Origin of the sequence: Rheinheimera sp. (genome assembly GCF_036782235.1) — a bacterium.
Classification (GTDB): domain Bacteria; phylum Pseudomonadota; class Gammaproteobacteria; order Enterobacterales; family Alteromonadaceae; genus Pararheinheimera.
In genome coordinates this window covers 257,276-282,734 of sequence record NZ_DAIPZL010000002.1, presented here as the reverse complement: position 1 = coordinate 282,734, position 25,459 = coordinate 257,276, and the positions used below count along the sequence as shown (strand labels likewise).

The following is a 25,459-nucleotide window of genomic DNA, read 5'->3' as shown; positions in this document are numbered from 1 at the left end:
AAGCCGTCATTGTGACGGCTTTTTTGTCGGCTCCGAAGGGTTTAACCAGCCGATATCGGTCTGAATGTTCTGCTCTGACTGATAATACAAGACTTTGTCGTCAAAGCCGGCAAATAAGGCCGCAGGTGTAACAGAGTCAGGTAAAGCCAGCTGCCGCACGGTCTGGCTCGGCCAGTCCATCTGCCATAACCGGGTTTTGCCCTGCTGCCTGACTAACCAATACAGACCCTCTCTGGTACTCAGCCAGGTTTCAGGCGCAGTCTCACGCCAGTTCAATCGGACCGGCAGACTTTGCAATTTACCATCTGCTCTGGACCAGAGCTGTAACTGGTCAGAATCTAGTTGCTGCAGGACCAGGTGCCCCGCAGGTGCACATTGCACTGCGGTTATATCCGACAATAATGCTTCTGCGTCGCCATTGGGTTGCTGCTGCCACAGTTGCCAGCCTTTTTCGGTCCATTGGGTAAAAAACAACAGGTCATCACAGACCGCCAATTGTGCTGGCCTGTTGATGTCCTGTAACTGCAAGCTGCCGTCCGACAAATTCACCTGATACAGTTGCAGATCAATCAGCGCATACAACTGTTGTTGCCACCACAACAACTGCTGGATCTGACGCTGACCATGAAAATGGGTTAATTGCCGCAACAAATGTTGCTGATACAACCAGATCTGGCTGTTGCCAGAGCGCTCCGACACAAAAGCAATTTGCTTGCCTGTGGCTGCCAACCTGGTTTCATTTTTACTGCTGTGCAACCAAGGAAGCTGAGTTATGCCTGACTGCATCTGATTTTGTGGCGGCACAGACAACAGCTCCAGATCGGTGTTATGACCGGTGGTATAAGAGGTAAGCAACTGCTCAGCAACACGCTGTGCTTCGACAAAGCCGGTTTGTGCTGTTTGCAACCGGATCACCTTGCCGGATGACAACCTGAACTGCAATAAAGCTTCTGCCGAACTTAACAACAACGTATTTTGCTGCCACAGGCTGAGATCGGTAATGTCAAAAGCAAAATCTTTTAACCAGCGTACTGAATGCAATGACAAATCAAACTGGAACAAAGAGTCTGAATAAAAGTCTTTTTCAACCACCAGATACAATTGACCATCCTGTGCCAATAAATGTCTGGGCCTGCGGTACTGCGGCGCAAACTGGTATAACAGCACTGCCGCTTTTTCAGTGCCCAAATCTGCTAGTGACTGTTGCCAGATTTGCACCTGTCCTGTTGCAGTATCCTGCGCCAGCCAGTATAAACGCCCACTGTCCAGCGCCAGGCCATGACTGACCACTTGCTGGCATGGCATCAGCGCTTCGCTCTGGTACTTTGCTAAATCAGTATGCTGGCGATAAAAATGACACTGACCATTTTTTTCAGCCTGAAACAGAAAAAAATCGGCGTTGAGCCAAACGGCACGGCCGATAGCGCTAAAGCCCTGCGCAGCCACAACTTTTTTATGGCTTTTGCCATGATGGGCCAACCAATACCAATCAGACTGATCCGGCGCCTGATATTGGTAAAACACCAATTGCTGCTGAGGTGACCATAAAGCGGCCCGCTCCTGCCCTTTGAGTGCACTAAAATTCACCATCTTGTTGTAAACCACCTGACGTGCCTGCATGCCGGCATGAATTAAAAACAGCGTGAAGCCGATAAACAAACACAGCAGTAGCACTGTGCTTGCCACTAAATAAGGCCAGCGTTTTGGCGGGACATGAGGTGGCAAAGAACTTGCTGCTTCAGTTGAGCTCTGCTCAGCATGCTCCGGATGCATGCGGGCTTCGGGCCATAATAAGGGAGGCGCCTGAGGAAACTCGGCCTGCAAAACCACAACAGGCGCATCTTCTGCGCGCAGGTGCTGCAGTTCTACCGGCAGGATCCAGCGGTAACCTCTTTTAGACAAGGTTTCAATACAAGGACCATCACTGAGACCAGGCTGCAGGATTTTGCGTAAACTGGCCACAGCCCGCATCACGGCAGCATCGGTGCCTTCGGTATCCGGCCAGACATCATCCATCAGCTGATCTTTAGAAATGATCTGCATCTGATGAGCAAGGAAATAGTTCAGTAACTGATGCAGCCTCGGCTCAAGCCGCACCTGCTGTTCAGGAAAACCGTTCAGGATCAGACGCCCGGCGGTTTGATCATAACACCAGTTAGCAAAACAAAGATAAGGTTCGGCAATTGGCACCGCAGCCTCCCCGGCAGACATTCTGCGGGGGAGTATACAACAAAGACTGCATATTTTAAGAGAAGGTTTTTGTAACCAGTGATTCTAACTTTTCATTTAAAGCACTGATTTGATTTACCTTTAACCAAAGAGCTTACTAGTTCTCAACAGAATCACAGTGAGGAACTACCCACTCACAGTCAGCTTCTGCCTGCGGTGTTGGTTTTGGCGCTTTGTTTTGTTCTGCCGGAACTTCTGGGTCTTGCGGGCTAACCGCAACCACTGCTGGGGTAAAACTAGTCATAGTGCAAAGGGCTAAAGCTAATACAAATTTGTTCATGGTGTTCTCCTTGTTGGTGTAATAACGAGCAGAACCATTAATAGCCACAACACACTGTTATACCTGACGAAAAACCAACAAAAGCATGATAAAAATCACACCGGCGTTTTTATTCAGGTATTTTGACTTCCACTATATCCATATCGCCGGGTGTGCCTTGCAACGAATACACATATTTTTCATTGATACTGACCGAAAATCTTTTTAGTGAAAAATTCATCTCCAGTTTTAAATCATGCACTGCGCCTGTTTGCAGATCATAAGCATGGATCCGGGTTTTGTTCTCATGAATTCGCCGACTAAAATACAGATACTGCGAACGCAAAATCATTTGCGGCGGCGCAAAACCGGAAGATTCAACCGGCAAATCGACCACTGTGCCATCTTGTCGTTTTAACTGATAACCACCATCACTAATACGGCGACCAACCTGATAATGCCCATCCGGGCTTTCTTTAAAATAATCCAACTCTGTACTGAACAGTTCCTGCTGCAGCGTATTGATATTTACTTTCATTATTTGCCAACGGCCATTATTGCTGCTGGAAAAATAAATAAATTTGCCGTCGTGGCTCCAACCCGGCTCTCGGGCGCTTTGCTCCGCTTTACTGACTTTTTTCGGGGGTTCACCTTCTTTAAACAACCAGACGGCGTTACCGATACTGGCCAGCAAATGACTGCCATCGGGTGAAAACTCCATACTTTTAGAAATAATACTTTCACTGAAATTACTGATCTGTTGTTGCCGGCCATCCGGATAATACAACCAAATCTGCGGTAAGCCGGAGCGACTGGTCAGCACTGCCGCCGGGCCGCCTTCCACCGGATTCATTTCCGCAATATTTTCGCTGCGGCTGGACTGGAAAACCTGTTCAGTGGCGGGCGTCGGATGAAATAACGGGTTGTCCACTTTCAGAATATTAGTTTTACGGTATTGCCCTACAGTCGAGTAAATCCGGTCTTGGCGACTGACAAGGGTATCGGCTACGGTATCAAAGGTATTAAACAAGACCTCGCCTTGGCCTGTGTTCACATCTACCACAGACATAGTCGCACTGCTGGTTGGATAAATAATTTTGCTGTCATTGTCGTACCAATCGATATTCATCGGGTAGCTGCCGCTGAGCTGTAACAATAAGCGGCTGGAACGACTGGTTAAATCCATCAGCCAGATCTGACCGGCAGAACCACCGTCATCACGGATAAATGCCAGTTGATCACCTTTTTTTGAAAACCGCACGGCAAAATCACCCTGGCTGGTTTGTGGTGGTGTGGTCAACTGTTCCTGCTTGCCCCCGGTAAATGGATATAACATCAAGACTGAATGCTGCAGCCCGTCCGGCGTATGCGGATAGACCAGATAAGCGCCGTCCGGAGACCAGCTTAATCGTCCTCCCAAACTTTTGGCACCGCAGGTCGTCAACAACTCGTCATTCAGCAGCCTGGTTTTTTCATTATCCAGCGTGATTCGGCGGATTTCACACTGCACTTTGCCGACCTTTTTTTGATACGCAATTTGTTGCCCATCCGGGCTCCAGGTGGGGCCTGACAATAAATCTTTGCCGCTAAGCAGCACACGGGTCTCGAAGTTTTGCAGATTCTGCAGCACCAACTCGACCGTTTCATAATCAGGCAGCAGATGGTTGTAAACGATGTACTGGCCATCAGGACTAACCGCAGCGTTATATTCCAGACCAATCATGCTGGAAATAGGGTCAAAGCGGGCAAAAGGTTTGATGTTATTGTCCTGCATGGGCAAATACAGATAACGCCAGCCCAGGTATAACAAAGCACAACCGGCCAGGCTAATCAGCCCAAGGTTTCTTAACAAAGTTGGACGAGGCTTAGCTGCCATCATCTGCTGCTTTACCTGTGGTGACTTTAACTCCGGCTGGGTAGCAACAAATTCCGCACCTTGTGCCAGCATCACCTCAGCCACAGGCGCAATAAAACGAAACCCCCTTTTTGGAATAGTTTCGATATAAGTGGGCTCGCGGCTATCATCCCCCAGCGCAACACGCAGCACCCGGATCACACGGGAAATACGGCCATCTGACACATCTCTGACACCCCAGACATCTGCCAGTATTTCATCGCGGGTAATTAAACGCCCGGCATTGACAATAAAATAGTTAACCGCTTTTTGGCATAGGTTATCCAGATCAGCGGTGGCAGTAATTTCACCAGCTGCACTGAACTTCACTAACTTATCCTGTTGTGGCAGGTACCACCAATCACCGACTTTTAGATGTTGTTCTGGTTTGGATGACATAGCCTACTCATATCGCTGATAACAAATTAATCACAATAGGGCTGTACTGGCATTTCACCCCAAATTACAGGTAATAACAATACGTTAACGCAAGATTCTGCAACAAAACGACCGCTGTCTTTGCTAATAAATTGTTTCGTCACATTCTCTGGTACACCACGGAACAATGAGTTTGCACCAAGCTGTTGAAAATAATGTGAAAACACCGGCAAAGCACCACTGCCGCCAGTCAGGCCAATCTCTTTATTGTCGTCACGCCCCAGCCAGACAGTCACACCGGTTTCATGGTCAAAACCGGTAAACCAGCTGTCGCGGTAATCGCTGGAGGTGCCGGTTTTACCGGCAAAACGCTGACGCGGAAATTGTTGTGACAAAGACTGCGCAGTGCCGCTTTGGGTGGCTTGTTGCATTGCATATTGCAATAAATAACTGGCCGAAGCGTCAACTTTGTGTTGCGCTTTTACTTTGCGCTGATACACAGGCTCACCTAATTGGCCGGTCACGGCAGAAATAGCCGCCAGCTCCAGATATTGCCCTTTGTTGGCAATGGTCTGATACAACTGCGCCACTTCCAGCGGACTCATTTCCACTGCGCCTAACAAAGACGATGGCTGCAACTTCACCTCTCGTTGTAGCCCAAGTTTTTGCAGGCTCTGCGCAAGTGCCGGTAAACCGAGCTGCAAACCAAGCCGCACCGTTGGAATATTCAAAGACTCACTAAGCGCCTGAATAAGCGGCACATTGCCGCGGAATTTTTTGTCATAATTCATGGGCTGCCAGTTGCGGCCGCCACTTTTTAAATTCAACGGCGTGTCGGCAAGCACTGTGCCCAGATGAAAGCGCGTCGGCTGCATTAAGGCGGTCAGGTACACCACGGGTTTAATAATGCTACCAATTTGCCTTTGCGCCGAAATCGCCCTGTTGTAACCGGCAAAACTGGTATTACGGCCACCCACTATTGCTTTCAATGCACCCTGCTGATAGTCGGTGACCACCATAGCGGCTTCAATATCTTTATCGAGCTTCGCCAGACGATTCAGCACTGCTTGCTCGGCCGCCTGCTGCGCCATCGGATCCAAGTAAGTGAACACCCGGATGCCGTTTTCCAGTTGTGATTTATCCTGCACTATGGCGCGCAGCTCTTGCCGCACTTTGTCGATATAAGCCGGAAAACGGCCTTTAAGATGCTCACCTAGCGGTATCACGTCCAGTGGCCGGTCTGTTGCAGCGCGCCACTGACTTTCATCCAGTAAACCATGGTCGCGCATCATGCCAAGGATCAAATCACGTCTGTCTTCGGCCCTTTGCGGGAAACGGCGTGGATCATAAAAAGACGGCCCTTTGATAATGCCAATCAACAACGCATATTCATGGGGTTTTAGTTCCGCCAGCGGTTTGCCAAAATACAACTTACTGCCAAGGCCCAGGCCATGCACAGGGTTGGCTTTAAAATGCCCCAACGATATTTCATTGATATAAGCCTCTAAAATCTGGTCTTTGCTGTAGCGGTAATCCAGCACCAGTGCGATCAGCGCTTCGTTAATTTTTCGCAGATAGCTACGTTGCTGATTGGTATACATATTTTTTGCCAGCTGCTGTGTCAGGGTCGACCCGCCCTGCACTGTTTTGCCCGCCAGCATATTGGCCCAGGCCGCACGGATCACTGACCACAGCGACACACCGTGATGGCTGTAAAAATCACGGTCCTCCACCAGCAACAGGGTGTCTTTGATGGTGCGTGGCACTTTTGCCAGCTGAATCAGCTCACGATCTTCCTGCTCTGCCGCCACCAGATGTTGTAACAACTGAGGTTCAAGCTGCGCCACTGCCAGCGCCTTGCGCTCTTGGCCCGTGCTCAGGCTTTGCACAAATTCACCGGCAAAACCAATGTGCAGCAAAGTCGCCACCTGATGACCTGTTGGGAAATCAAAAGCGCGGCGATATACCGACACTGTGTTGCCCTGCACCAGATACTGACCCGGCCCATTTAATCTGGGGTCCAGGCTGTATTGCAGTCGTTTTAACTCATCCAGCAACTGGCTTTGTGACAAATGAGTGCCGGCTTTGAGCGTCAGGGCTCTGGCGTATAACTGCGCCGGAATTTGCCATTTTTGGCCGGAAAACAAGGTGGTAATTTTACTGTCGAGATAAATCAGATAAATAAATAACGTCAGCACCAGCACCAACGCAGCCTTCAGGCAGAACCAGCCAATGGTTTTTACCATTGGATTCAGCGGTTTGGACTTTTTGCTCCGGCTTTTTTTTGCGGTCATTTTTGCATCGCTTTTTTCGTTTTATTGGTTGGCATCGCTTCAAGCGGATTGTCGGGCCAGAAATGTTTAGGGTAACGCCCGCGCATTTCTTTTTTGACATCCTGATAAGCGTTTTGCCAGAAACTGGCTAAATCGCGTGTTAGCTGCAATGGCTGGCGCGACGGTGATAACAAAGTGATAGTCACGGCAATAGCACCATGGGCCACTGTGGGTGTGTCGGATTGACCAAACATTTCCTGCAACCGTATCGCCATACTGACGCCATGCGCTTTGTCAGCATCAGCGCTGTACAACAGCGTAATATCGGTGCCCAACACTGAACGCCAGCTGGCTGGCAGCAAATTATTCAGCTGTTGCTGCTGGCTGTAACTTAACGACTGCCACAATAACTGGCGGACATCGAGTTTTTGCAGCGCAGCTAAGTTATTGATCTCACCAAGATAAGGCGCCAGCCAGCTGTGGGTGTTACACAATAAAGCGGCGTCAGAACAATCAGGCCAGCCGGCGTCCGGCTCCAGTCGCGCTGCCAGCTGCAGCCGGTGTTTTAAGTTCAGTGCGGCTTCTGTCCAGTTCAGCACCGCCAACCCTTTTTTCCCAAGCCAGTGCAGCCAGGCCTGACTTTTATCATCGCTACTGAGACTTGCACCGAGGTTTTGTTTTTTCAGCACCAAAGCACCAAAGCGAAGCCGCTGCTCGGCAATAAAACGGCCGTTTTGTTCATCAAAAGCAAAATGCCGTTCTGTGACCAGCTGTTGTTGCCAGTATTGTTGTAAATCATCCACGGATAACACGGCGGCAGCACTGATCAGTGCATCTTTTCCCAATACACGTAAATCGGCCACCACCAGACAGGGACTGTGCAACAACTCATCATCGGCGTTTAACTGAGCACCTGTGCCGTTGGCCAATAAATACCCCTGGCCCCGCAGCAGCGCTATCCGGTCAGGATAGGCAAAACTCAGCAGCACCCCGGACAATTGTTCCGGCAGATTTTGTTGTAATAACGCAGCATCACAGCCCAGTTGTTGCAACAAAGTTCTGGCTTGCTGCAACTGCGCGCCCGACAACTGTTGAAGCCTGGCCACCAGATTGGTTGTTGCCACACGTTTATTGTCTTCAAGCATTGCAGCGAGCAATGCCGCCAAAGCAGGCGCTGCCGGATAACCCTGCGCCGCTAAATTTTTGCTGTGTAATAACATCGACGCCAGCCTGGGCTCAGTGCCAAGTTTTAACATAGCGCGGCCATGGGCCGTCAGTTGCAGCTCAGCATCCAGCGCGCCCAGCCACTGCAAACATTGTTCAGCGGCAGCCAACTGGGCTTTAGGGGGCGTATCCAGCCAGAATAAGTCTTCAACTTTGGCGCCCCAGCCGGCGATTTCCAAGCGCAGACCAATTAAATCGGCTTGTAAAATATCGGGCGTGGTAAAGGCGCTGCGCCTGGTCCATTTTTCCGGCGTGTCTAAGCGATAACAAAAACCAGGCGCTAACCGGCCGGCACGGCCAGCACGCTGCACTGCAGACGCCTGACTGATTTGCACAGTGTCCAGTTTGCTAAAACCAAGCCTGGGTTGATACACCGCCTGGCGGGCTACACCACTGTCGATCACCAGCGTGATGCCATCAATGGTTAAACTGGTTTCAGCCACATTGGTGGCCAGCACTATTTTACGCCGTCCTGCAGGCGACGGCGCTATGGCCTGTTGCTGCCCGGCCAGAGTTAAACTGCCAAGGAGCGCAAATACATCCACATCAGCGGGTAAATCAGCTGAGGTTAAATAATCGCGGGCGCGTTCTATCTCACGCTGACCAGGTAAAAACACCAGCTGACTGCCGGCATGCTCTGACAATAACTGGCGCGACAAACGGGCGGCCTGCAGCCATAACTCTTCCTGAGTCGGACTTTGATAACGGATGTCCACCGGGAAACTGCGGCCTTCACTTTGCAACAGCGGCGCCTGCAGTTTGTCTGACAATTCAGCGCCAGCCAGGGTGGCCGACATCACCAGTATTTTTAGCTGTTCGTTCAGCTGCTGCACTTCAAGGCTAAGTGCCAATGCTAAATCGGCCTGTAACGAACGTTCGTGAAATTCGTCAAAAATCAATAAATCTACAGCGGAAAGCTCTGGGTCTTGCTGAATTTTGCGCACCAGCACCCCTTCGGTCACTATCAATAACCGGGTTTGTGCACTGCGCTGCTGTTCACCCTTGATTTGATAACCGACAGTCTGGCCAGGATTTTCACCAAGCTGAGTGGCCAGATAACAGGCAATATTTTTAGCCGCCAGCCGCCGCGGCTCAAGCATGATGATATTTTTGCCAGAAAAATCGGGGTGTTGCAGTAAATAAAGCGGCAGATAGGTGGATTTACCGGCGCCAGGCGGCGCCGTTAATAACACTCTATTGTGCTGTTGAAGGCTGGCGCTCAGCGCTGCGCAAATCTCAGCAACAGGTAAAGTCACAACATCATCCTACAAAAAACCGGCCGGTTGCCTGTGTGGACTGCCGGCCTTGTCCATCAGGCCGTTTCCGCCAATAAGGTGTGCGCCACTAAACGAATGCCGGTGCCGGTGGCACCTGCGCCCCAGAAACCATTAGCGGTATTATGAAAAGCGGCCGCCAGATCAATATGTAACCAGCCTTTGCCATCATTGGCGACAAAACGGCTTAAAAAGCCCGCCGCATTGCTGGCGCCACCTGTGCCGCCGCCTTTGACCGGCCTGCTATTGGCGGTGTCGGCATAAGGGGACGGACATTGTTGCTGATGCCAGCGCTCGAGCGGTAACGGCCAGGCTGGCTCAGACACCTGCTCGGCATAACCCAATACGCGGTTTTGTAATGCTTTATCCAGCGCAAACAAGGCGTTATATTCAGTGCCCACCGCCATCATAGCGGCACCTGTTAAAGTGGCAGCGTCAATGACTAAAGGCGCACCGGAAGCGGCGGCACACATCAGGCCATCCGCCAACACCAGGCGGCCTTCAGCGTCAGTGTTGACCACTTCCACTGTCACGCCGTTTTTATATTTTAAAATGTCACCCAGCTTATAAGCACGGCCGTTGATCAGGTTTTCGGCGCAGCACAACACCAGCTGCACCCGTTTTTGCAACCCCTGCATAATCGCCAGTGCTAAAGCTGCGGTCACAGTAGCAGCGCCGCCCATGTCACATTTCATTGTTAACATGCCTTCAGAGGCCTTAATGGAATAACCACCACTGTCAAAAGTAATACCTTTCCCCACCAGGGCTGCTGCTACAGGCGCATCAGCATGGCCGGTCGGGTTAAAGTCCAGCACCAGCATGGCAGGCGCCCTGTCACTGCCACGGCCTACCGCATGGATGCCAATCCAGCCTTCAGCTAATAATTCGTCACCGACTAAAGTGCGGTAACTGATACTGCCGCGTGGTGCCACAGCTTCCAGAAAGAGTGCGGCTTCAGCACATAAAGTTTGGGGGGATAAATCTTCCGGCGTCTGGTTAATTTGTTTTTTCGCCCAGGCAAAACATTGTTGTAACTGCACCAGTTGGTTTACTTCCTGCGCAGTACCGGCCCAGCTGACACCACCCAGTTTTTTTGCAGAACAAAAACCCTGATAAAAGGCCCACTGTTTGTCGATGCTCCAGCCTTCACCGGCCAGCTGCACCTGCTGCAAGCCCAGACCATCTAAGGTACGGCCGGCTTTTTGAATAGCACGCAGCTCATCAGTGGCGCTCTGATGAATTTGATAACCTTCCGCTGTTGGCGTCAGCGCAGGATTTTTACCAAAACGTTCGTCGGCAGCAGTGCTGGTCAGGGTAATTTGCAACAGTTGAGTCATATAAATTCCGCAGTAAAAGCAAGAAAAGAGGGCCGGAGTGTACCACAGCAGCTTTTACACTTTACAGCCCTGCCCAAAGCGCTGTGCTGCCGTGAATGGCTGCAGCAAGGCCTACTAAAGGCTTGCTATTACAGGCTTTTCGACCAAATAAACAATAGCTGCGATAAAAAGGTACAGCGCATCCATCATAAAAAACTTAAACAGCAGCAGTCAGCACAGAGTGCAGCATTTTGGCACTTAAGCTCACCAGCAATAACGCAAAAATCTTTTTAAGGGTACTGACCGGCAAACGCTGCGCCAGCTGCACACCCAGCGGCGCTGTCACAGCACTCACCACTGAAATCAGCAGTACAGCCGGCAGATAAACATAACCGATACAACCCCAGGGCAATACAGCATCAGACGCTGAAGCATGCCCGGTGCTGCTTAACCAGCCGCTGAGCGCATACCCCAGGGTGCCACTGATGGCAATTGGCAAGCCCAAAGCCGCTGAAGTGCCAATGGCCTGCTGCATTTTGACATTACACCAGGTTAAAAACGGCACCGTCAGTGAGCCACCGCCGATGGCCACCAGCGCCGAAATACCGCCAATGCCAAAGCCCGTCCCCACAAGCGCAGCGGTACCTGGCAAGGTACGGCTGGCTTTGGGCTTGATATTCAGCAGCAGCTGCAGCGCGACATAAAACATAAAAATGCAGAAAAACAGCGCCAGATAATAAGAGGACAATAAAGCCGCCAACATAGCCGCCAGCAAAGTGCCTGCGACAATACCCGGGCTCATCCTCCATACCACAGGCCAAAGCACAGCCTGATGGCGGTGATGACTGCGGGCGCTGGCAAAAGAAGTGACAATAATAGCGGCCATCGAAGTGGCAAGCGCCAGATGCACCTGCTGACCAGGCGCCACCCCAGTGGCGATAAAGATGCTGGTCAGTACCGGCACCATAATGCCACCGCCGCCCACCCCAAGCAGACCGGCAAAAAAACCAACAGCGCCGCCCAATAATAAATAGACCCACCATAATTCCATCATCTTCTTCCTTTATAGTCAGGTACCACAACACAGTCTGTTGTTGCAGAGCGGCCTGTTGTTGCAACGCATGGCCACGGCAGCTTAAAAGCTGATAATTTAATTCACAAGGTGGAAAAACTGGTCTAGATTGTAACGTTCATTTTTACCAGGTAAGAGCAACGCCTAAATTAAGGTGACGAAGCAACACTCTGTCTGTATACTTCGCCGGCTTTTTTCATAGTGATTGCGATGGTGCTGTTATTCTGCTATCTATAGCCGCCATCTTTTTGCTTGGCACTGTTTTACAGGAGATTACCATGCCAGAAGGCAAAACTAATAAAGCACTGGGATTGTTAGCTTTAGCAGGCGTCACCCCTTATCAGGAAGCTCCGGGCGAAGAATACATGAACCCGAAGCAGCTGGACCATTTCCGCAAAATTCTCGATGCCTGGCGTCAACAGTTGCGTGAAGAAGTGGACCGCACCAAAAACCATATGGCCGACGAAGCTGCCAATTTCCCTGATCCGGTTGACCGTGCTGCCCAGGAAGAAGAATTCAGTTTAGAGCTGCGTGCCCGTGATCGTGAACGTAAGCTTTTGAAAAAAATTGAAAAAACCTTACAGAAAATCGAAGACGACGACTTCGGTTATTGTGATACCTGCGGTATTGAAATTGGTATCAAAAGGTTAGAAGCCCGCCCTACTGCCGATATGTGTATCGACTGTAAAACTCTGGCGGAGATCAAGGAAAAACAACTCGGCGGTTAATATGACCATCGACGTTGCCCGCTACAGGGGCCGGTTTGCGCCATCGCCATCCGGCCCTTTGCATTTTGGCTCCCTTGTGGCCGCGCTTGGCAGTTATTTGCAGGCCAAATCCCTGGGCGGCCAGTGGCTGCTGCGCATTGAAGACATCGACACCACAAGAATCCAGCCAGGCGCTGACAGCAGCATTATGCGTACGCTGGAACAGTTTGGCTTGCTGTGGGATCAAACCGAAACTTATCAAACAGAGCGTCTGGCTTTTTATCAGCATCATTTTAATGCCCTGCAGGCGCGCGGTCTGGTTTATGGTTGCAACTGCAGCCGCGCCCGTATTGCCAGCCTCGGTGGTGTTTATGACGGTTATTGCCAGCAAAAAAATCTGCACACCGAACCTTTAGCCTGGCGGCTAAAACCTGGCCATGTGCCAGACCAGTTTAGCGATCTGGTGTTTGGTGAGGTGCAGGTGCCGGCCCGCATTTGCCAGGAAGATTACATTATCAAACGCCGCGACGGCCTTTTTGCCTATCAGCTGGTGGTGGTACTGGATGATATTGACCAGCAGATAGGTCAGGTGATCCGCGGCGCTGATTTGCTGGAGATGACCACCAGACAACAGGCTTTGTGTACCCTGCTGGGCCATAGCCCACCCCAGTATGGTCATTTGCCGCTCGCAGTGACAGCAGCAGGTTTTAAACTTAGTAAACAAAATCACGCCACAGATATCAGCACTTTGCCACTGGCCCAGAGCATGAGTGCAGCTTTAAGCCTGCTTGGACATACACCACCGGCTGAGCTGCAACAGGCGCCAGTTGCTGAACTGCTGGCCTGGGCTCTGCAACACTGGCAACTGGCGCAGGTGCCAAGACAACGTGAAGTACAAATCAGCGGCTGACTCAAGTACCACAACCTGAAGCTTTTGCAGCAAACAACACCACAAAGACCGGCGATTTCATTCATTTTTTCGCCAGTCTGCGGTAAGATAACGGCGTTTTTTTCGCTTGGCAGCGGCCATCTCTGGCATAGTTTCGTTTGCTGCCCTTTCTGTGTATAGGAGAACCACCATTATTTCCCGTGTACTTGATTTTTGCCGTCGTAAATTAGGCAGAAAAACCACTCAAAATCTGGCCGTTACCGAACAGGAAACCCAGTCTGCAGAAGCAGAACGCCAGTCGGGTTCAGGCGCTGAACCGCGTGCTCACTCCAAAAGTTTTCATGACGAAGCAACCCGTCGTAAACCCAGGCCGGAACGCAATAAACAAAAAGGCCCCAAATTAAACCCGCAGCATCAGTCTGCCGTGTTACCACCGCTGAAAGTGTTAAGCCGTGACCAGCATGGGGTATCACGCAAAGACATCAGCCCCAATGCACTGAAGGTATTGTACCGGCTCAATGACGCTGGTTATGAGGCTTATCTGGTCGGTGGTTGTATCCGCGATCTGCTGATGGGCCTGCAACCCAAAGATTTTGATGTAGTCACCAATGCCCATCCTGAACAGGTGCGGCAGGTGTTTAAAAACTGCCGGCTGATAGGCCGCCGTTTCCGGCTGGCGCATGTGGTGTTTGGCCGCGAAATTATTGAAGTGGCAACTTTCCGGGGTCATCACAGCGGCGGTGACGACGAAGAAACAGTGCCAACAGGCGTACGCAGTGACCACGGCCAGATTTTACGTGACAACGTGTACGGCACTATTGAAGAAGACGCTGAGCGTCGTGATTTTACCATCAACGCTTTGTATTATTCGGTCAATGATTTTGCGATTTACGACTTTGCCAATGGCGTCGAAGCCATCCAAAACCGTCGTATTGAGCTGATTGGCGACCCTGAAACCCGTTATCGCGAAGATCCAGTGCGGATGCTGCGCGCCGTGCGTTTTGCCACCAAGCTCAATATGGAGATAGCACCAGCAACAGCAGCCCCTATCGCTGAGCTGGCTGTGCTTTTGAAAAACATTCCGGCAGCACGGTTGTTTGACGAAAGCCTGAAACTCTTTATGGCCGGCAAAGCTTTTGACAACTTTGTGCTGCTGCGCGACAGCGGCATTTTAAAACAGCTGTTACCACAGCTGCACAAGGTGTTGAAACAAGACAGTGAAAGCAAAGCCTTTAACCTGATTGCCAATGCCTTACAAAACACCGACGAGCGGGTGGCGCAGGATAAACCTGTTACACCGGCTTTTGTTTATGCCGCACTGTTGTGGTATCCGGTGGAGCGTCGCATGCAAACCTTGCTGGTGGAAAGTGGCCTCAATGAAATTGATGCACTGAATATCGCCATGACTGAAGTGCTGGATGATGTGCAGCGCACTATTGCCATTCCAAAACGTTTTAGCATGAGCATTCGGGATATCTGGTCTTTGCAGACCCGTCTGAACAAAAGAGCGGGCCGCCGTGCTTTTAAACTGCTGGAGCTGCCCAAATTCCGCGGTGCTTTTGACTTTCTGCAACAAAGAGCTGCCGCTGAAGGTGGCGCTTTAACCGAACTGGCACTCTGGTGGCAAAGATTCCAGCAGGCCGATGAACAAGGCCGCGAAGCTTTGGTGACAAGTCTTGGTAAAGAAGGGGTTGAAAGCAAACCCAAACGCCGGCGTAAACCACCAGCACGCCGTCGCCCTGCCGCAGCACCGGACACGGAATAACACCCGATGGACAAAAAGTTGTGTTATATAGGCCTGGGTGCCAACCTGGCAGAGCCGTTACAGCAGTTACAGCAGGCTGTGGCGGCGCTAAAAAACATCCCCGCCACTGAACTGGTGGCTGTATCTTCTTTGTATGGTTCCAAACCTATGGGGCCGCAGGATCAGCCGGATTATGTCAATGCAGTGGCAGCCTTAAGTACCAGCCTGAACCCGTTACAGTTATTGGATGCTTTACAAAAAATCGAACTGGAACAAGGCCGGCAACGTAAAGATGAACGCTGGGGGCCGCGCACCCTGGATTTAGATATGTTGCTGTTTGGTGCGCAGACCATAAACTCGGAACGACTGACAGTGCCGCATTACGGCATGAAAAACCGTGAGTTTGTGTTATACCCGCTTGCTGAAATTGCCGCCGACTTGGTATTACCTGATGGCGACCGTCTGCAGGCTTTATTGGCCAAAGTACCGCTGAACGGCCTGACGGTGCTGGCGCCAGCCCCCCAATAAAGCGCTGTCGGGGCAAGGCTGATAACAGCTTGTTGCCACTATCAACACAAAATGCGGCGTCAGTTGCAGTCGGGCTCAAGTTATGCGATCTTGCGCGCTTTCAACCAATGGTCGGATGAGGACTACATGGCAAAAATCACCACCTCGCAATTGCTGAAACTCAAGCAACAAGGCGAGAAAATTACCGCGCTGACCGCTTATGACGCCAGTTTTGCCAAACTTTTTGCCGACGCCGGAGTAGAAGTGCTGCTGATCGGCGACTCGCTTGGCATGGTGTTACAAGGGCATGCCGACACTCTGCCGGTCACTACAGCTGAAATTGCCTATCACACCCGTTGTGTACGCGCTGGTGCACCTCAGGCTTTTGTTATTGCTGATATGCCTTTTATGAGTTACGCCACTACTGAGCAGGCTTTTGCCAATGCCATCCCTTTAATGCAGGCCGGTGCCAATATGGTGAAACTGGAAGGCGGTGAATTTTTATTACCGACCATTAAAGCCCTGACCGAACGTGGCGTGCCTGTTTGTGGTCATATTGGCTTAACTCCACAGTCGGTGCATGTGTTTGGTGGTTTTAAAGTACAGGGCCGCGACAGCGCAGCCGCTGACCATATTTTGCAACAAGCCATTGATTTACAAAATGCCGGTGCCCAGCTGTTGGTGGTGGAGTGTATTCCGTCTGCCCTGGCCAAACGCATCAGCGAAGCTGTGGTGATCCCGGTCATTGGCATTGGTGCCGGTAAAGACACCGACGGCCAGATTTTAGTGATGCACGACTTACTGGGCATCAGCAGCGGTTATATTCCGAAGTTCTCGAAAAACTTCCTGCAGGAAACCGGTGATATTAAAAGAGCCATCGGCAAATATATTGAAGATGTGAAACAAGGCGCTTTCCCCGGGCCTGAGCACAGTTTTAACTGAGTGATTGTTGTACCCAACCAGCCATTATTCCGGAGTCAGTCCATGCAAGTTATCAGCGAAGTCGCACTGCTCAGAGCTACCGTCAAAGCCTGGCGCCAATCCGGTTTAACCGTTGCTTTTGTGCCTACCATGGGCAATTTGCATCAGGGCCATTTTAAACTGGTGGATGAAGCCAAAAGCCGTGCCGACAAAGTGATTGTCAGTATTTTTGTCAATCCCATGCAATTTGGTGCCAATGAAGATCTGGCCAAATATCCACGCACCTTAGAGGCCGATTGCGCCGGTTTAATCAGCCATGGTGCTGATGCAGTGTTTACCCCAACACCTGAGCTGATGTACCCGCATGGGCTGGACGCACAAACGGCAGTCGAAGTGCCCAAAATTGGCGACCAGCATTGTGGCGCCAGTCGTCCCGGCCATTTCCGCGGTGTCGCCACCATAGTGGCAAAACTGTTTAATCTGGTGCAGCCCGATATCGCGCTTTTTGGTAAAAAAGACTACCAGCAACTGGCGGTGATCCGGCAAATGACCGCCGATTTATCTTTTGATATCCGTATTATCGGCATTGATACCGAAAGAGCGGCCGACGGTCTGGCGCTGAGCTCGCGTAATGGTTACCTGAGTGCTGAACAACGTGCTGTTGCCCCGCAGATTTATCAGCAGCTGCGCTGGTTACAACAGCAAATTACCCAGGGTTATCAGGATTTTCGTTTGCTGGAACAACAGGCTGCAGCGGCTTTAACTCAGGCCGGCTTTCGCCCGGACTATCTGCATATTTGTGAGCGTCAGACTTTGACGCTCGCCAGCAGCAACGACAAACCGCTGGTTATTTTGCTGGCTGCATATCTTGGCAACACCAGACTGATTGATAACCTCGAAGTCTGACCCCTGATGGGCCGTCGCAGTACATCCGCTGCTGCGTCTGGCCTTGTATCGCCGGCACTGACACAGTGCAAAAACCAACAAGCAATATGAATCAATCGTTGAAGCTGTGACAAATTTTGTTATCATAGCCGGCCGCAATTTCGCCGAAATTGTGTAAAAATAAAGCAAAAATAACTACAAAGGCCTGCAGGCCAAAATCTGCGTCAGCCCGAGTGAAATCAGACGATGACCGGGTTCGCCGGACCATCGTGGTGTAATGTTGCCAGTCACCTGGAGTTTTTTGTAAGGAACCCCTGATGGATTCACCCAGCGCGTTAAGTTTAATCCCTCCTGTTGTTGTAATGGCCGTGGCAGTCTGGTTAAAAAGACCTATTCTGGCTTTGGTTGTTGGTGCTGTTGTTGGTTTATTGATGTTAAGCCCCGGACAGTCACTGCATAACTTTTCTGAAATTGCCGTCAATGTGATGCAAGACGAAACTATCGGCTGGTTAATCCTGGTCTGTGGTGGTTTTGGTGCTTTGATTGGACTTTTGATCCACACCGGTGGCGCCCTGGCTTTTGGCCGGCTCGGTTCACAACTCGCGTCAGGTCAGCGCTCCTCCATGTTTATGACCTTTGTGCTGGGGGTGATCATCTTTGTTGATGATTACCTCAATGCGCTGACTGTGGGCGAAGCGATGAAACGCGTCACTGACAAATATAAAATTTCCCGGCAAAAGCTGGCTTATATTGTTGACTCAACCGCAGCCCCTATCTGTGTCATTATTCCGATTTCAACCTGGGCTGTATTCTTTGGCGGTTTACTGGAAGACAATAATATCGCCGAAAAAGGCCAGGGCATTGCGGTCTATATCCAGGCCATTCCTTATATGTTCTATCCCTGGCTGGCCATTATGATTGTCATGCTGGTGGCGCTGAAGTTTATGCCGGATTTAGGCCCGATGAAAAAAGCCGAGCTGGAAACCCAGGCCGGCCGGCCTTTTGAGTCTGAGTTGGCTGAGCAGCAACCCAAAATCGCCAATCATGGCCAGAGCCATCATGCTTCGCAGCAGATGCCACATCACACCAGTGATGAATATGCCATGCAGTCCATTGAAGAAGAGTTTGAGAGCAGCAACCGCCACGGTAAAGTGCATAACTTTGCGGTGCCAATGTTGTCACTGATTTTCTTCACTATTGTGCTTGGAAATTCACTGAGTGAACCTGATGTGCTCAAAGGGGTGATTGCCACTTTATTACTGACCATTATCTACTACGGCGTGCAGCGCCTGATGAGTATCAGTGAAATGATGGACGTGATGATGAATGGTTTTAAAACCATGTTGCCTGCCATCAGTACGGTGATTGCCGCCTTTATCTTTAAAGATGTCTGTGACAAGTTGTTGCTGCCACAATATGTGATTGAAAACCTGAGCCCATATATGACAGCTCAGATGCTACCGGCGCTGGTGTTTGTTGCTATGGCAATATTGTCATTTGCCACCGGGTCGTCCTGGGGTATTTTTGCCGTTTCAATCCCAATTGTGATGCCACTGGCCCATGCGGTAAACGCTGATGTGCCACTGGTGATTGGTGCTCTGCTGTCAGCCGCTTCTTTTGGCTCACAGGCCTGTTTTTACAGTGACTCCACTGTACTGGCCGCCCAGGGCTCTGGTTGTAATCTGATCTCCCATGCCATTACCCAGCTGCCTTATTGTCTGATAGCTGCGGTATTGGCCTTTGGCGGATTTGTGTATCTGGCGATGTAAGTTGTTGCCACAGGTAAAAAGCCAGCAAAAGCTGGCTTTTTTATTGGCTGTGTTTTGCCGGTTTGCCCGCTGGTGGTGATAGCCGGGTTATGGCAGACTGAGATTTTCGCGCATAAAAGGTTGCTGATGTTGGCCAGGAGTTGGATGTTATCTGTCTTGATGCTTTGCTCTAGCTGGCCGCTGTTGGCACAACAGCTTCAGCAGTCGCGTATTCAGATGCACAATGGTGATATCTTAACAGGCCGGATCATCAGTCAAACGGACAGCGCAGTAACACTGCAAACTGTATATCACAGTGCCATGGTGCTGAACCGCAAGGATATTCAGCACATCCAGCCAGTCAATACAGTGCAGTCCGGCAATACAACACAGCCGGTAGACAACAAGCAGCAAACAGCACAACAAACTGCCATGGCCGCACCGGCAACTGACTGGTCACTGGAGTTTGATGTCAGTGCCAGTAACAGATATGGCAAACAAGATGCCAGCTTGTTTAATCTGGTCAGCAGTGCTGAATACCGCCAGGGTTCATGGCGCAGTGCACTGGACTTAAATTATGACTATGAACTGAAAGAACAGGCAGCTAAAACACATCAGTATAAAATAAGCCCTGCCATTGATTATTACCTGCAGCAGCGCCTGTTCTGGCGCTTAACCAGCGACTATCAGTACAACTATCTGGCGGCAGATTATAAAAATATCGATCTCAGTACCGGGCCTGGTTATGCCGTATTGCAGCAACCACAGCTACAGTTGGATCTGACGCTGATGACAGGGTTAAAACGCGCTTCTTTTCGGGATACCGAGCCACTGCGTAACCTGCTGGCAAACACCTCGTTGTCTTATCATTTTGTTGCGACGGAATGGGACTTTAACTACCAGCTGAGTCAGTGGCCTTTGGAAATATACAGCCAAGGCAATCTGTTAAAACTGCTGAATCAACCCCTGTCTTATCTGCATTTTAATTACGAGCTGCTGTCCAATGCCGGCCTGCGTTACCGCCTGAGCGATAGAGTGCGTTTGTCATGGAGTTACGAATATAACCTGACGGATTTGGAAGCTTTTTTGCCAAAGCAACAATCTGTTTCTTTTGATATTAAAGATTTACGGCAAAAACTGAGTATTGGCGCTTCTTTTTAACCCAACTAGCCGCAGCGCAGCAAGAAGCGGTTAACGGCAAAACATCAGCCCAGACTCAAACCATAAAAAAACCCGGCGTCAGGCCGGGTTTTGTCACGAGAAGATCCGCTGTTACTCTTCGTCGTCTTCGTCATAACCGTCGTCTTCACCTTCAAAATAGGTGCCCCAACCGTCATACTCCACGCCAAATTTTTGCGCCAGCTGTTCCAGCTTAATAGCATCAGCGGTGATATTGGCGGCATCTAACGACTGCTCACGAATGGCATCAAACACCCAGGCGCTGCCGCCGTCTTCAAATTCCACTTCTTCGGCGTCTGTCACTTCAAAACCCAGCTTAAACACCTCAACCGCTACTTTTTCCAGTTTGGCAAAGTCCGGGTGATAAAAATGGTGTTCAATGGTGTATTCCGCATCCGGATCGCTGCCATCCTCCAATAAAGCGGTGATGGTGTCGTTGGTAAATTCCTGCCAGTTTTCCATAAGGTTATCCTGTAACTTTGCTCTGAGCGGCAGTGTAATCGCTGGCGACTTCGCTATCAAGGGCGCTGATTTTTTCCTGCATCAGGTTGCGCACCTGTTCTGCCACTTCGCGCACAGGTACAGCAAAATCTTCCGGCATCAAAGGCGCCATCACTTCAATTATAATGCGGCCGTTATTCCAGCAGTTCAGCTTAATTCTGCCATGGGTTTGGCTCATACAAATCGGCACTATGGGCACCCCTGCCTGCTGCGCAATATGAAAAGCACCGGTTTTAAAAGGCAATAAACCCCGGCCATAACTGCGGGTGCCTTCCGGAAACACCCACACCGATACTTTGTCTTGCACTATACGTTCTACCGCGCCCTGCATAGTGCCCACAGCACGGCTTTTGTTGTTGCGGTCAATCAGGATATTGCCACTGAGCCAATACAACTGGCCAAAAAACGGGATAAATTTCAGACTCTTTTTACCTATGGTGACAGTGCCTTTGAGCAGCGCGCCACTGATGGTAAACAAGTCATAATTGTTCTGATGGTTAGCGACAAAGACACAAGGCATCGCAGAGCGCACCGCAGGGTGATAACGAATTTCCACCTTCACACCAAACAAACGGCTGACTTTGCCATACCAGCCGGCAAAAAGTGCCACGTTGTCAGCACGGAAGGGCCGGACCAGACAAATCAGCAAGCCAATAGTGGAAGCAATCACAATAAAACATAACAACAACACAATACGGATAAAAGCGAGCACACCAAACCCTCGGGCAATAAAAAAGCCGCTTATTATAGCGGCTTGTGTCAGGGGTTCTGGTTTGATCTGTGGTAATAAAGCGGCGATCCGCTGTTATCTGGCAAAATAATCCGGCGTATTGCGGTTATTCCACTTCACCGACCAATAATTCATCAATACGCTGCAAACCTCGGGGCAGTTTATTACCCCGCCGGCCCCGTTCACCAACATAATGGGCTAAATCGCCAGCTTTAATGGTCATCTTGCGTTTACCGGCCACCAGCGTAATGCCAGACTCAGCCGGCACCACAGCCAGCAGCTTGACATATTCTTCCCTCGACGCGGCTCTGGCCGATGGAATACTGATAATTTTATTACCCTTGCCTTTGCTGAGTTTGGGCAGTTCAGCAATAGGAAACACCAGCATGCGGCCTTCATTGGAAATCGCCACCACCTGGTCGGTGTCCGGATTGTGAATGGCCAAAGGCGTCAACACCTTAGCACCGGCTGGCAAAGACAATAACGCTTTACCTGCTTTATTACGGCTCAGTAAATCACTAAAACTCGCGACAAAACCATAACCGGCGTCGCTTGCCAGCAACAGTTGCTGGTTGTCTTCGGCCATCAGCACATGCTCAAAGGTTTCACCGGCCACTATGCTAAAACGGCCTGTCAGCGGTTCACCCTGACCGCGGGCTGAAGGTAAATCATGGGCTTCGGCGGCAAAACTACGACCGCTGGAGTCAATAAAAGCGGCGTATTGATTACTGCGGCCAATAGCCGACGATTTATAACCATCACCGGCTTTGTATTGCAGGCTGTTGCCGTCAATATCGTGGCCTTTGGCACAGCGTACCCAGCCTTTTTCCGACAACACAACTGTGACTGCTTCACTTGGTAATAACTCTTTTTCGCTCAGGGCTTTGGCTTCACCACGCGACACCAGCGGGCTGCGCCTGTTATCACCATATTTTAAAGCGTCTGCTTCTAATTCATCACGAATGAGTTTGGTCAGTTTTTTCTCTGAACCTAAAATGCTTTGCAACTTGTCACGCTCTTTGGAAAGTTCATCCAGCTCACCGCGGATCTTCATTTCTTCGAGCTTGGCTAAATGGCGTAACTTCAGCTCAAGAATAGCTTCGGCCTGACGTTCGGTAATGCCAAAATGGGCAATCAGCACAGGTTTGGGTTCGTCGTTTTCGCGGATGATCCGAATCACTTCGTCGATATTTAAAAAGGCGATTAACAAACCTTCCAGCACATGGATACGATCCAGCACTTTATCCAGACGATGCTGCAAACGTTTACGCACTGTGTCACGGCGGAACACCAGCCATTCACGCAAGATCTCCAGCAGGTTTTTGACTCTGGGACGCTGATCCAGCCCCAGAATATTTAGATTCACCCGGTAAGATTTTTCCAAATCTGTGGTGGCAAACAAATGTTGCATCAGCTGCTCCACGTCAATGCGGTTGGAGCGAGGCACTATCACAATACGGGTTGGGCTTTCGTGGTCAGATTCATCACGCAAATCCGACACCATCGGCAGCTTTTTTGCGTTCATCTGTGCGGCAATTTGCTCCAGCACCTTGGCACCTGAAGTTTGGTGTGGCAAAGCAGTGATCACAATGTCACCGTCTTCCTGGGTATAAATAGCGCGCATCCGCACCGAACCCCGGCCGGTTTCGTACATGGCCTGCAGTTCGTGTTTTGGCGTAATAATTTCGGCGTCGGTCGGATAATCCGGTCCCTGCACATATTGCAGCAGATCAGTCACCTGCGCCGCCGGGTTATCCAGCAAATGGCAGGCCGCAGAGGCAATTTCCCGCACATTATGCGGCGGAATATCGGTGGCCATACCGACCGCAATACCGGTAATACCGTTGAGTAAAATATGTGGTAAACGGGCCGGCAGGGTTTTTGGCTCTTCCAGGGTGCCGTCAAAGTTGGGCACCCAATCCACAGTGCCCTGCCCCAGCTCGCTCAGCAAAAGTTCGCTAAAACGCGATAACTTGGCTTCGGTATAACGCATGGCGGCAAAAGACTTTGGATCATCAGGGGCACCCCAGTTGCCCTGACCGTCCACCAGCGGATAACGGTAAGAAAAGGGCTGCGCCATCAGCACCATAGCTTCATAACAGGCGCTGTCACCGTGCGGGTGGAATTTACCCAGCACGTCACCTACTGTTCTGGCAGACTTTTTAAACTTCGCCAGATGCGACAAGCCCAGTTCAGACATGGCATAAATAATACGCCGCTGCACCGGTTTAAGTCCGTCACCAATAAAGGGCAAAGCCCGGTCCATAATGACGTACATCGAATAGTTCAGATAAGCGTCTTCGGTAAAACGTCTTAACGGCAATTGTTCCAGCCCATCGGCTGTTACGACGATCTCAGTCATCTTCTGTTCCACATCAGCTTAATTCGGGGTTGGGGGCGTTAACATGGCTTGCTGTAAAGCCCGGCGCCGGCGCCACTGCCACCATAACAACATCAGCAGCACCATAGAAGTGGAGGCAAAAATACCAATCCACAGCCACTGCATCTGGCGGTTGCGCTCAATTTCCTGTAACCGCAGCGCCTGCAGTTCATTGTCTTTTTCCAATAAAGCGTTGCGCGCCTGCTGGCGCTCAGCATCAAAACTCAGCCGCAACTTTTGCACATCCAGGTCGCGCTCATCGTCCTGCAGGTCGATATAAGCTTTAAAATATTTGTCCAGGGTGTAATAAGCTTTTTCAAAATCGCCGGTATCGGCATACAACTTGGCGCGCAGTTGATCAAAATGCAGCAGATAAAAACGATCAGAGGTATTTTTACTGCCTTCAAGCTGCTGACTGGCCAGGGCCACTTCCTGCAGCGCCAGATTGCTTTGACCTAAACTGCGGTAAATTTGCGCTTTAATAAAATGATGTTCACTGATTTGAAAAGTCGACTGCAAATTTGGCAGATAACTTTCGGCTTTTTCAATGTAAGTAATAGCTGCATCAAGCTTTTTTACATCTCTGCTGGCACCGGCCAGGCCAATATAAGCGTAATAAAGACTGACCGGATCTTCCTGTTCCAGACTCACTTTGAGCATCTGATCAAAAATCTCCAGCGCTTTGTCCGGCTTTTTTAAATAACGGTAAGTGGAGGCCAGGTTATACCAGACCGTCAGTTTACTTTTTACCCAACCGAGCTCATCAAACAAACGAAAAGACGCTTCCAGGAACTGCCTGGCTTCATCATCAATGCCCAAAGTCAGATAATTTAAGCCAAGCTCAGCCTGCACCAAAGCCAGCATTTCTTTGTCATTGAGTTTTACCGCTCTGTCGTAAGCTTGTTTGAGCATATCCAGCGCTTTTGGATCTTCGCTGTCTTCGGACAACATCGCAGCCAGATTGGTCATGCCCTGAATAATCAGTTTTTCATCTTTGAGCTGTTCAGCCAGCGCCATGCCTTTTTGGTAATAGTCATTGGCGGCGTCATATTCACGCTGGGTTTCCAGCGCAAACCCCATACCGAATAACAGCTCAACCCGTACTTTGCTTTGCTCATTGTGGGTTAACGCCAGACCCCGCTCGGCCACGCTGAGCTGATCGCGGTAACGGCCCAGTACTTCATATATCAACGATAACTCGTTTAACCAGGCCGCCTGCAACTGTGTGGGCCAGCTGCCAAATTCGGCTTCGTGCTGACGAGCCAGCTGCAACATGGCTTCCGGTTTTTTATATTTATGCTGTTGTACCTGCAGTAGCCAGTCTGGTAGTTTCACCTCGTCTGCGGCCT

The 25,459-nt window shown here is 50.4% G+C and carries 19 protein-coding genes; 8 read left to right on the top strand and 11 right to left on the bottom strand.

What is annotated here, in order from left to right; genetic code table 11:
* Nucleotides 1-6: 6 nt before the first annotated feature.
* The 7 genes from V7P87_RS03475 to V7P87_RS03445 all read right to left on the bottom strand — a co-directional run bounded on the left by V7P87_RS03475 (nucleotide 7) and on the right by V7P87_RS03445 (nucleotide 11,898).
* Nucleotides 7-2,190 (bottom strand): winged helix-turn-helix domain-containing protein, encoded by a 2,184-nt coding sequence (locus tag V7P87_RS03475; protein WP_333796184.1) that lies wholly within the window; start codon nucleotides 2,188-2,190, stop codon nucleotides 7-9.
* Nucleotides 2,191-2,326: 136 nt separating this feature from the next.
* Nucleotides 2,327-2,509, bottom strand: coding sequence for a hypothetical protein (locus V7P87_RS03470; RefSeq protein WP_333796183.1), 183 nt, complete (start codon nucleotides 2,507-2,509; stop codon nucleotides 2,327-2,329).
* Nucleotides 2,510-2,618: 109 nt separating this feature from the next.
* The gene (locus V7P87_RS03465) at nucleotides 2,619-4,781 is read right to left on the bottom strand and encodes a winged helix-turn-helix domain-containing protein (RefSeq protein ID WP_333796182.1); all 2,163 of its coding nucleotides are present in this window, start codon (nucleotides 4,779-4,781) and stop codon (nucleotides 2,619-2,621) included.
* 26 nt (nucleotides 4,782-4,807) lie between these two features.
* Entirely contained in the window at nucleotides 4,808-7,006 is a 2,199-nt protein-coding gene (mrcB, locus tag V7P87_RS03460) for a penicillin-binding protein 1B (RefSeq protein WP_333796181.1), read from the bottom strand.
* Nucleotides 7,007-7,050: 44 nt separating this feature from the next.
* Nucleotides 7,051-9,513 carry an ATP-dependent helicase HrpB gene (hrpB, locus tag V7P87_RS03455; RefSeq protein ID WP_333796180.1) on the bottom strand — a complete coding sequence of 821 codons (2,463 nt, stop codon included), beginning with the start codon at nucleotides 9,511-9,513 and terminating at the stop codon, nucleotides 7,051-7,053.
* Nucleotides 9,514-9,569: 56 nt separating this feature from the next.
* Nucleotides 9,570-10,868: an aminopeptidase PepB gene (gene pepB / locus V7P87_RS03450; protein WP_333796179.1), complete on the bottom strand. Its 1,299-nt coding sequence runs from the start codon at nucleotides 10,866-10,868 to the stop codon at nucleotides 9,570-9,572.
* A gap of 196 nt (nucleotides 10,869-11,064) precedes the next feature.
* Complete coding sequence (locus tag V7P87_RS03445) at nucleotides 11,065-11,898, bottom strand: sulfite exporter TauE/SafE family protein (RefSeq protein ID WP_333796178.1); 834 nt, start codon at nucleotides 11,896-11,898, stop codon at nucleotides 11,065-11,067.
* Nucleotides 11,899-12,197: 299 nt separating this feature from the next.
* On the opposite strand from V7P87_RS03445, the gene dksA reads away from it, so the two are divergent.
* The 8 genes from dksA (at nucleotide 12,198) to V7P87_RS03405 (ending at nucleotide 20,481) form a co-directional block, all read left to right on the top strand.
* Nucleotides 12,198-12,647, top strand: a complete 450-nt coding sequence (gene dksA / locus V7P87_RS03440) for an RNA polymerase-binding protein DksA (RefSeq protein WP_260656003.1) — start codon at nucleotides 12,198-12,200, stop codon at nucleotides 12,645-12,647.
* A gap of 1 nt (nucleotide 12,648) precedes the next feature.
* The gene (gluQRS, locus tag V7P87_RS03435; protein ID WP_333796177.1) at nucleotides 12,649-13,536 is read left to right on the top strand and encodes a tRNA glutamyl-Q(34) synthetase GluQRS; all 888 of its coding nucleotides are present in this window, start codon (nucleotides 12,649-12,651) and stop codon (nucleotides 13,534-13,536) included.
* Nucleotides 13,537-13,939: 403 nt separating this feature from the next.
* The gene (pcnB, locus tag V7P87_RS03430; protein ID WP_442967926.1) at nucleotides 13,940-15,280 is read left to right on the top strand and encodes a polynucleotide adenylyltransferase PcnB; all 1,341 of its coding nucleotides are present in this window, start codon (nucleotides 13,940-13,942) and stop codon (nucleotides 15,278-15,280) included.
* Nucleotides 15,281-15,286: 6 nt separating this feature from the next.
* The gene (gene folK, locus V7P87_RS03425) at nucleotides 15,287-15,787 is read left to right on the top strand and encodes a 2-amino-4-hydroxy-6-hydroxymethyldihydropteridine diphosphokinase (RefSeq protein ID WP_333796175.1); all 501 of its coding nucleotides are present in this window, start codon (nucleotides 15,287-15,289) and stop codon (nucleotides 15,785-15,787) included.
* 126 nt (nucleotides 15,788-15,913) lie between these two features.
* Nucleotides 15,914-16,708 (top strand): 3-methyl-2-oxobutanoate hydroxymethyltransferase, encoded by a 795-nt coding sequence (gene panB / locus V7P87_RS03420; protein WP_333796174.1) that lies wholly within the window; start codon nucleotides 15,914-15,916, stop codon nucleotides 16,706-16,708.
* Between the two features lie 42 nt (nucleotides 16,709-16,750).
* Entirely contained in the window at nucleotides 16,751-17,593 is an 843-nt protein-coding gene (panC, locus tag V7P87_RS03415) for a pantoate--beta-alanine ligase (RefSeq protein WP_333796173.1), read from the top strand.
* A 296-nt stretch (nucleotides 17,594-17,889) separates the two neighbouring features.
* Complete coding sequence (locus tag V7P87_RS03410; protein WP_333796172.1) at nucleotides 17,890-19,341, top strand: Na+/H+ antiporter NhaC family protein; 1,452 nt, start codon at nucleotides 17,890-17,892, stop codon at nucleotides 19,339-19,341.
* A gap of 144 nt (nucleotides 19,342-19,485) precedes the next feature.
* Nucleotides 19,486-20,481, top strand: a complete 996-nt coding sequence (locus tag V7P87_RS03405; RefSeq protein WP_333796171.1) for a DUF481 domain-containing protein — start codon at nucleotides 19,486-19,488, stop codon at nucleotides 20,479-20,481.
* Nucleotides 20,482-20,592: 111 nt separating this feature from the next.
* Here V7P87_RS03405 and rraB read toward each other — a convergent pair whose 3' ends face one another.
* The 4 genes from rraB to V7P87_RS03385 form a co-directional block, all read right to left on the bottom strand.
* On the bottom strand, nucleotides 20,593-20,961 hold the full coding sequence (gene rraB / locus V7P87_RS03400) for a ribonuclease E inhibitor RraB (protein WP_260655994.1): 369 nt from the start codon (nucleotides 20,959-20,961) through the stop codon (nucleotides 20,593-20,595).
* A gap of 4 nt (nucleotides 20,962-20,965) precedes the next feature.
* A complete protein-coding gene (locus V7P87_RS03395; RefSeq protein WP_333796170.1) occupies nucleotides 20,966-21,712 on the bottom strand; it encodes a 1-acylglycerol-3-phosphate O-acyltransferase in 747 nt (248 codons plus the stop codon).
* 124 nt (nucleotides 21,713-21,836) lie between these two features.
* Nucleotides 21,837-24,092 carry a DNA topoisomerase IV subunit A gene (gene parC / locus V7P87_RS03390; protein ID WP_333796169.1) on the bottom strand — a complete coding sequence of 752 codons (2,256 nt, stop codon included), beginning with the start codon at nucleotides 24,090-24,092 and terminating at the stop codon, nucleotides 21,837-21,839.
* A gap of 18 nt (nucleotides 24,093-24,110) precedes the next feature.
* The gene (locus V7P87_RS03385) at nucleotides 24,111-25,445 is read right to left on the bottom strand and encodes a tetratricopeptide repeat protein (RefSeq protein ID WP_333796168.1); all 1,335 of its coding nucleotides are present in this window, start codon (nucleotides 25,443-25,445) and stop codon (nucleotides 24,111-24,113) included.
* Nucleotides 25,446-25,459: the final 14 nt, after the last annotated feature.

What these genes read in the sequence shown, in the direction of transcription:
- parC (WP_333796169.1), bottom strand. Translation starts at nt 24,092, where the DNA reads ATGACTGAGATCGTCGTAACAGCCGATGGGCTGGAACAATTGCCGTTA.
- rraB (WP_260655994.1), bottom strand. Translation starts at nt 20,961, where the DNA reads ATGGAAAACTGGCAGGAATTTACCAACGACACCATCACCGCTTTATTG.
- dksA (WP_260656003.1), top strand. Translation starts at nt 12,198, where the DNA reads ATGCCAGAAGGCAAAACTAATAAAGCACTGGGATTGTTAGCTTTAGCA.
- mrcB (WP_333796181.1), bottom strand. Translation starts at nt 7,006, where the DNA reads ATGGTAAAAACCATTGGCTGGTTCTGCCTGAAGGCTGCGTTGGTGCTG.
- gluQRS (WP_333796177.1), top strand. Translation starts at nt 12,649, where the DNA reads ATGACCATCGACGTTGCCCGCTACAGGGGCCGGTTTGCGCCATCGCCA.
- pepB (WP_333796179.1), bottom strand. Translation starts at nt 10,868, where the DNA reads ATGACTCAACTGTTGCAAATTACCCTGACCAGCACTGCTGCCGACGAA.
- V7P87_RS03445 (WP_333796178.1), bottom strand. Translation starts at nt 11,898, where the DNA reads ATGGAATTATGGTGGGTCTATTTATTATTGGGCGGCGCTGTTGGTTTT.
- V7P87_RS03465 (WP_333796182.1), bottom strand. Translation starts at nt 4,781, where the DNA reads ATGTCATCCAAACCAGAACAACATCTAAAAGTCGGTGATTGGTGGTAC.
- panC (WP_333796173.1), top strand. Translation starts at nt 16,751, where the DNA reads ATGCAAGTTATCAGCGAAGTCGCACTGCTCAGAGCTACCGTCAAAGCC.
- folK (WP_333796175.1), top strand. Translation starts at nt 15,287, where the DNA reads ATGGACAAAAAGTTGTGTTATATAGGCCTGGGTGCCAACCTGGCAGAG.
- V7P87_RS03410 (WP_333796172.1), top strand. Translation starts at nt 17,890, where the DNA reads ATGGATTCACCCAGCGCGTTAAGTTTAATCCCTCCTGTTGTTGTAATG.
- V7P87_RS03405 (WP_333796171.1), top strand. Translation starts at nt 19,486, where the DNA reads ATGTTATCTGTCTTGATGCTTTGCTCTAGCTGGCCGCTGTTGGCACAA.
- panB (WP_333796174.1), top strand. Translation starts at nt 15,914, where the DNA reads ATGGCAAAAATCACCACCTCGCAATTGCTGAAACTCAAGCAACAAGGC.
- V7P87_RS03470 (WP_333796183.1), bottom strand. Translation starts at nt 2,509, where the DNA reads ATGAACAAATTTGTATTAGCTTTAGCCCTTTGCACTATGACTAGTTTT.